Raw genomic sequence first — 6,517 nt, 5'->3', positions numbered from 1 at the left:
TTGCGTTCACACCGGAAATCATGGAAAAGATCGAGGCAGAGATGCGCAAGATCTGCAAGGAAAAGCTCAAGCTGGAGCGCTTTGAACTGCCGCGTGCGGAAGCGCTGGAATTTATGAAGGACGAGCCGTACAAGGTCGAGCTCATCAATGACCTGCCGGAGGACGCTGTCATTTCGTTCTACAAGCAGGGCGAATTTACCGACCTGTGCGCCGGTCCGCATCTGGATTCCACCGGCCGCGTCAAGGGCAATGGCATCAAGCTGACTGCCTGCAATGCGGCATATTGGCGCGGTGATTCCAACCGCGAGACCCTCCAGCGCATTTACGGCATTGCGTTCCCGAAGAAGGCGGAGCTGGACGAGTATCTTGCAAAGATCGAAGAGGCAAAGCGCCGCGACCACCGCAAGCTGGGCAAGGAGCTTGGCCTGTTTACCCTGATGGAGGAAGGCCCCGGCTTCCCGTTCTTCCTGCCGAAGGGCATGGTACTGCGCAACACGCTGATCGATTACTGGCGCGAGGTGCATAAGCGCTATGGCTATGTGGAAATTTCCACCCCGATGATGCTGAACCGCGGCCTGTGGGAGCGTTCCGGCCATTGGGATCATTATAAGGAAAACATGTACACGACCGTCATCGATGATGTCGATTTCGCCATCAAGCCGATGAACTGCCCGGGCGGCATGCTGGTCTACAAGTCCGAACCGCATTCCTACCGTGACCTGCCGCTGCGTGTCGGCGAGCTGGGTCTGGTTCACCGCCATGAGCTGTCCGGCGCGCTGCACGGCCTGTTCCGTGTCCGCTGTTTCACGCAGGACGATGCCCATATCTTTATGACCTGGGATCAGATGAAGGACGAGATCAAGAATGTCGTCAAGCTGTTTGATGAGGTCTATTCTGTCTTTGGCCTGGAATATGAGATCGAGGTTTCCACCATGCCGGAAGACCACATGGGCGATGAGAAGGACTGGGATTTCGCCACGGAGACACTGAAGGCTGCTGTCTCTGAGATGGGCAAGAGCTATGTCATCAATGAGGGCGACGGCGCGTTCTATGGCCCGAAGCTGGACTTCCATCTGGCGGATTCGCTGGGACGTACCTGGCAGTGCGGCACGATCCAGCTGGATATGCAGCTGCCGGAGCGCTTTGAGCTGGAATACACCGGTGCAGACGGCGAGAAGCACCGCCCGGTTATGATTCACCGCGTTGTCCTCGGCTCCATTGAACGCTTCATCGGCGTCATCACCGAGCATTTTGCCGGTGCATTCCCGACCTGGCTGGCTCCGGTTCAGGTCAAGGCCCTGCCGGTTACCGACCGCACCGCAGCGTATGCGGATGAGGTTGAAAAGGCACTGACCGCCGCAGGCTTCCGCGCCGAGGTCGATCACCGCAGCGAGAAGCTGGGCTACAAGATCCGCGAGGCACAGTCGCAGAAGGTTCCGTATATGCTGGTTCTCGGCGACAAGGAACAGGAAAACGGCACAGTTTCCGTCCGTGACCGCAAGGGCAAGACGACTGCCATGCCGCTGGACGAGTTCATCTCCACGCTGCGCGAAGAGGTCAGCACCAAGAGCCGCGAAGAACTGATCTGATTTTACTCCTCCGGCTGCTCGAGCGAGCGGCGCAGCATCGCGTCGGCATGCAGGCTGACCTGATACAATGCGCCCGGCTCGAGCGGTCCGAAGGCAAACCGTCCAAGCTCATCGGTATAGGTCACATGGACGACGCGATCCGGTTCGGTCTTTCCGGAAATGGTCAGGACTGCGAGCGCCCCGGCGACAGGCTTGCCGCTCTGGTCGACGGCAGTGCCGAGCAGCGCCGGACGCGTGTCCGGGCGCAGGGCTACGGTGGTTTCTACCTGTTCCCCGGCTGACGGGCGCACATAAAAACTGGTATACATCATCAGCACCTCCTGTGGCAGCGGATCAACTCTGTTTTCAGCGTATGACTGCGGCCGCAAAAGGTGCAGGAAAAAATCCCGCAGGTTTTTCTGTAGCTGCGGGGCAGAAAGGAACGTAACACTATGAAAATGAGCAGTATGCTCGGCAGCCGCTTTAAAGAGACTCCGGCGGACTGTCAGCTGGACAGCCATAAGCTCATGGTGCGCGGCGGCTATATCAAGCAGATGACAACGGGTATTTACTCGCTGTATATGCCGACCAAGCGCATCACCAAAAAAATTGAGAATATCATTCGCGAGGAAATGGATAAGATTGACGGCCAGGAGGTCATGTTCCCGGTTGTTATGCCGGCATCGCTGTGGCAGGAATCCGGCCGGTATGACTCCATCGGCAGCGAGATGGCGCGCTTCAAGGACAGAAGCGGCCAGCCGGTTGTTCTGGGCATGACGCATGAGGAGGCCGCTGTGCATCTGGCGCGCGGCGCGGCACAGTCGTACACCAACTATCCGTTCATGATCTATCAGATTCAGACCAAGTTCCGCGATGAGCCGCGCGCACGTGGCGGTCTGATCCGTGTCCGCGAGTTTACGATGAAGGATGCCTATTCTTTCCACACCTCGCAGGAGGATCTGGAGCAGTATTATGAGAAGTGCTACACGGCGTATGAGAATATCTTCCGCCGCGCAGGTATTCCGGAGGTTGTCGCGGTCAAGTCGGATTCCGGCATGATGGGCGGCAGCGTGTCGCATGAATTTATGCTGCTGACCGACTGCGGCGAAGATACCATTGTCCTGTGTGACTGCGGGTACCGCTCCAATATGGAGGCAGCGGACTGCATCGTCGAGGCACCGGAGACCGAGGAAGCACCGCTCACCAAGGTGCTCACCCCGGAGACCAAGACCATTGAGGCAGTTTGTGAATACCTGCATGCACCGGCAAACGCTTCGTGCAAGGCGGTTGTCTATCAGAAGAATCTGACCGATGAATATGTCATTGCATTTATCCGCGGCGATCTGGAGGTCAACGAGACCAAGTTGCGCAATTTCCTGGGCGAGGAGATCCATCCGGCAGAGATCACGCAGGAGAGCGGCATTGTTGCGGGCTTTATCGGCCCGGTTGGCCTGCCGGAAGGCGTGACCTATGTCATCGACAAGTCGGTTGCCGCACTCAACAGTTCGGTCTGCGGCGCAAACGAAGAAAATTACCATTACACCGGCTATAACGTCAAGCGCGACACGCCGGACGCGCAGATTGCGGATTTCGCAAAGACCTATGAAGGCGCAATCTGCCCGGTTTGCGGCAAGCCGCATATCCGCATCAGCCGCGGCATTGAGGTTGGCAATATCTTCCAGCTCGGCACCAAGTATACCAAGTCGATGGAGATGACCTACATCGGACAGGATGGCAAGCCGCACTATCCGATTATGGGCTGTTACGGCATCGGTGTCGGCCGTCTTGCCGCTTCAGTCTGCGAGGTCAAGCACGACGATTACGGCCCGATCTGGCCGATGTCCATCGCACCGTGGCAGGTTCACATCTGCGCGATCAAGGCAACAGACCCGGAGGTTCGTGCGGTTGCCGACGAGCTGTATCAGAAGCTCCAGGATGCAGGTGTTGAGGTCATTTACGATGACCGCAAGGTCAGCGCGGGAAATATGTTCTCCGATGCAGATCTGCTGGGTGTACCGGTTCGTGTCATCGTCAGCCCGAAGACGGTCAAGCGCGGCGCTGTCGAGGTATCCAAGCGCGACAAGTCGCTGCGCGAGGATGTCGCACCGGAAAATGCAGTGGAGTACGTCGAAAAGCTGGTTCAGACGATGCTGGACGAGTTTAAATAAACAGAATAATGAAAATGGACGGCAGGCCGGGGGAGCCTTTCCCTCAGCCTGCCGTATTTTATTTGGAAAGGAGCTGCCAATGGGAACAATGATCTGGAGCCTGACCAAAACCGCCGCAGGCTCGGCAGATGTCCCTGTGAGCGCGGAGGACGCGGCACAGGCGACAAATACCGCAATTGAGGGCGTACAGTCGATTACCAGCCTGTTTCATCTGCCGACCTGGGTGGGGCGGGCGATCTTTATTGTGCTGGTTGTTGTCGTCATGCTGTGGCTGGTTAAGCTGATCAATAAGGGCTTCCGGCGCACCATGGATGCGATGCAGGACAACAATCAGGACGCCACGCTGCTGTCATTCGTACGATACGTCGTGCTGGCAATTGTTTACTTTGCGGGCGGCGTGGTCATCGTGTCCAGCATTCCGGGCGCGAGCGATTCACTTAATGCGCTGCTGGCATCCGGCGGTATAGTCGCAGTCATTCTCGGCTTTGCCTCACAGGATGCGCTGAGTAATATCGCCGGCGGCATTATGATCCTGACGTTCAAGCCGTTTGTCATCGGTGATTTTGTGCGTTATATCGATGTTGGCGTGTCCGGCACGGTGGAAGACATCTCGCTGCGGCATACGGCAATCCGTACGCCGGAAAACAAGAGGCTCATCATTCCAAACGGGAAAATCAATCAGGGCGTCATTGAAAACGCGAACTATGCAGACAGCCGAGTTTGTGAATTCTTTAACGTCAGCATTACCTATGAGAGCAATCTGGAGAAGGCAATTGGCATCCTGCGGGCGGAGGTAATGAAGCAGCCCCTGCATTTGGATGTACGTGACCCAGAGACACAGGACGATGAGCCGGAAGTGCAAGTTGAAGTTGTGGAACTTGCAGATTCTGCTGTTGTGCTGCGCGCATGGCTGTGGGCGGCTGACCTGAGCAGCGCCATGAAATTAAAATTTTCGCTCAATCGCGCAGTAAAAGCCCGCTTTGACGCGGAAGGAATTGAATTTGCCTATCCGCATATCACGATAACAAAATAAGAAACTGCGGTATCTCTCCCTGTCCGGCGCATGTGCGCGGGACGGGGATTTTTTGTATGTTTGGGACTCTGACAGGCGAGATTGTTACGATTTTCACATTCGTCAACCTATACAAAAACTTTACGTTTGAATTGTAGGGAATAAATAGCGTGAAAAGGTGAAATGAAGCAACATGCACAAAAAGTTTCTGAATAAACTGTGAAACATTATGGATGATTGCGCTTGCAGAAAAAGTTGGAAGTGTGTATGATATAGCCAAGCTGAGGGAAGGAAAACCAAGGCGGCAGACAACAAAAAGTTGTCTGAAGCAGTTCCGAAGGAAAAGCCAAAGCTCCGGCTTTCGGAACTTCGATTGAAACGGAATCCGTGCTGTGAAGCGCAGAGCAGAGGCTCCGGGCACACAGAAATCGAAAATCCGCTTCATGAAATTTTTGGAGGTGAGACTATCATGAATCGTTTATTCGATCAGATGGTTAGCAGGTATCATAAGACGCTGTGCAGCCGGAAAATAGAAGAGACGATAACTGCTTATTCCGGCAAGTAAGTCGCCTGCAAAAAAAGATAAAGGAGTTGAACCAATTATGATTCGATGGTTTGATGAGTTGACAAGAGCACGCGTCATGGAACTGGCCAGGGAACACATGGTGGAGCTGCAAGGCGAAAACATTTCCGACGTGACCCGCGCAAAGAAGCACTGAGCTTCGATCACACAGAAATAACCCGATGGATAACATATAGGAGTGACAAACATGAAGTTCTTCTCTGAACTGGCAAGAGCACGCATGATGGAACTGGAAAACGAAAAGGTTTCCTACCTGGTTCATGCAAAGAAGCACTGAGCTTCGATCACACAGAAACAACCCAATGGATAACATATAGGAGTGACAAACATGAAGTTCTTCTCTGAACTGGCAAGAGCACGCATGATGGAACTGGAAAACGAAAAGGTTTCCTACCTGGTTCATGCAAAGAAGCATTGAGCTTCGATCACACAGAAATAACCCGATGGATAACATATAGGAGTGACAAAAATGAAGTTCTTCTCTGAACTGATCCGCGCACGCATGATGGCAATGGAAAATGAAAGAGTTTCCTGCATGGCTCATGTCCGCGCAAACAAGCACTGACAATTACAACAACTGACATCTGAGGTGAAACTGCCCTGTGGTTTGACAAAATGAGCAAGAGCGCAATTCTCGGTATGAGAATGCTGACTGATGGATACGTATCGCGTCAGGAATTCGATGATATGATTCACGAACATCGCGCTCAGTACAAGATCTGATCTTATTCACACACAAGTGATTGATAACAAAGGAACGATGACGTATGAAGTTTTTTGATAACGTTGACAAAACAATGATGCTCAGCGTGATGCTCGGCACAAGAATGATGAATGGTGAATATGTATCGCGTCAGGAATTCGGCGATATGGTTCGCGCACATCGCACACAGAATCACATTTGATTGCATTCACACCCAACTGATTGACAACGAAGGAGCAATGACATATGAAGTTTTTTGATAATGTTGACAGAACGATGATGCTTGGCATGCGTATGATGTACGGCGGAAGCGTTACCCGCGCTGAGTTCAACGATATGATGAACGAGCGCCGCGCACACAGCGAGCACTGATTGCATTTGCCGGTCATCCATCCGGCAGACAAACCGCCTGTAAGACGTATAAAGACCCGGAAGAAGGGAATGCTATGAAACGAACTGCAATGACCCGAATCCGATTCGCAG

Annotated in this window: 6 protein-coding genes; 5 read left to right on the top strand and 1 reads right to left on the bottom strand. The window is 53.5% G+C overall.

Annotated elements, in window-relative coordinates:
• A partial coding sequence (gene thrS / locus CBW42_RS14255) for a threonine--tRNA ligase (protein WP_087022798.1) occupies positions 1 to 1,589 on the top strand: 1,589 nt, incomplete at its 5' end.
• A gap of 2 nt (positions 1,590 to 1,591) precedes the next feature.
• Here the strand turns inward: thrS and CBW42_RS14250 are convergent.
• A complete protein-coding gene (locus tag CBW42_RS14250) occupies positions 1,592 to 1,900 on the bottom strand; it encodes a carboxypeptidase-like regulatory domain-containing protein (RefSeq protein WP_133058323.1) in 309 nt (102 codons plus the stop codon).
• 120 nt (positions 1,901 to 2,020) lie between these two features.
• Between CBW42_RS14250 and CBW42_RS14245 the strand changes: the two genes are divergently transcribed.
• The 4 genes from CBW42_RS14245 (at position 2,021) to CBW42_RS15215 (ending at position 6,406) form a co-directional block, all read left to right on the top strand.
• Entirely contained in the window at positions 2,021 to 3,736 is a 1,716-nt protein-coding gene (locus CBW42_RS14245) for a proline--tRNA ligase (RefSeq protein ID WP_087022375.1), read from the top strand.
• A 79-nt stretch (positions 3,737 to 3,815) separates the two neighbouring features.
• On the top strand, positions 3,816 to 4,769 hold the full coding sequence (locus CBW42_RS14240; RefSeq protein ID WP_165761189.1) for a mechanosensitive ion channel family protein: 954 nt from the start codon (positions 3,816 to 3,818) through the stop codon (positions 4,767 to 4,769).
• A gap of 1,329 nt (positions 4,770 to 6,098) precedes the next feature.
• Entirely contained in the window at positions 6,099 to 6,236 is a 138-nt protein-coding gene (locus tag CBW42_RS14780) for a hypothetical protein (RefSeq protein WP_165761190.1), read from the top strand.
• A gap of 44 nt (positions 6,237 to 6,280) precedes the next feature.
• Positions 6,281 to 6,406 carry a hypothetical protein gene (locus CBW42_RS15215; protein WP_273350481.1) on the top strand — a complete coding sequence of 42 codons (126 nt, stop codon included), beginning with the start codon at positions 6,281 to 6,283 and terminating at the stop codon, positions 6,404 to 6,406.
• Positions 6,407 to 6,517 lie beyond the last annotated feature (111 nt).

Origin of the sequence: Butyricicoccus porcorum (assembly GCF_002157465.1) — a bacterium.
Lineage (GTDB): Bacteria > Bacillota > Clostridia > Oscillospirales > Butyricicoccaceae > Butyricicoccus_A > Butyricicoccus_A porcorum.
This window is presented reverse-complemented; position numbering and strand designations above follow the sequence as displayed.

Bases quoted from the DNA above. Each gene is read 5' to 3' on its own strand.
- CBW42_RS14240 (WP_165761189.1), top strand. From the start codon at position 3,816: ATGGGAACAATGATCTGGAGCCTGACCAAAACCGCCGCAGGCTCGGCA.
- CBW42_RS14250 (WP_133058323.1), bottom strand. From the start codon at position 1,900: ATGATGTATACCAGTTTTTATGTGCGCCCGTCAGCCGGGGAACAGGTA.
- CBW42_RS14780 (WP_165761190.1), top strand. From the start codon at position 6,099: ATGAAGTTTTTTGATAACGTTGACAAAACAATGATGCTCAGCGTGATG.
- CBW42_RS14245 (WP_087022375.1), top strand. From the start codon at position 2,021: ATGAAAATGAGCAGTATGCTCGGCAGCCGCTTTAAAGAGACTCCGGCG.
- CBW42_RS15215 (WP_273350481.1), top strand. From the start codon at position 6,281: ATGAAGTTTTTTGATAATGTTGACAGAACGATGATGCTTGGCATGCGT.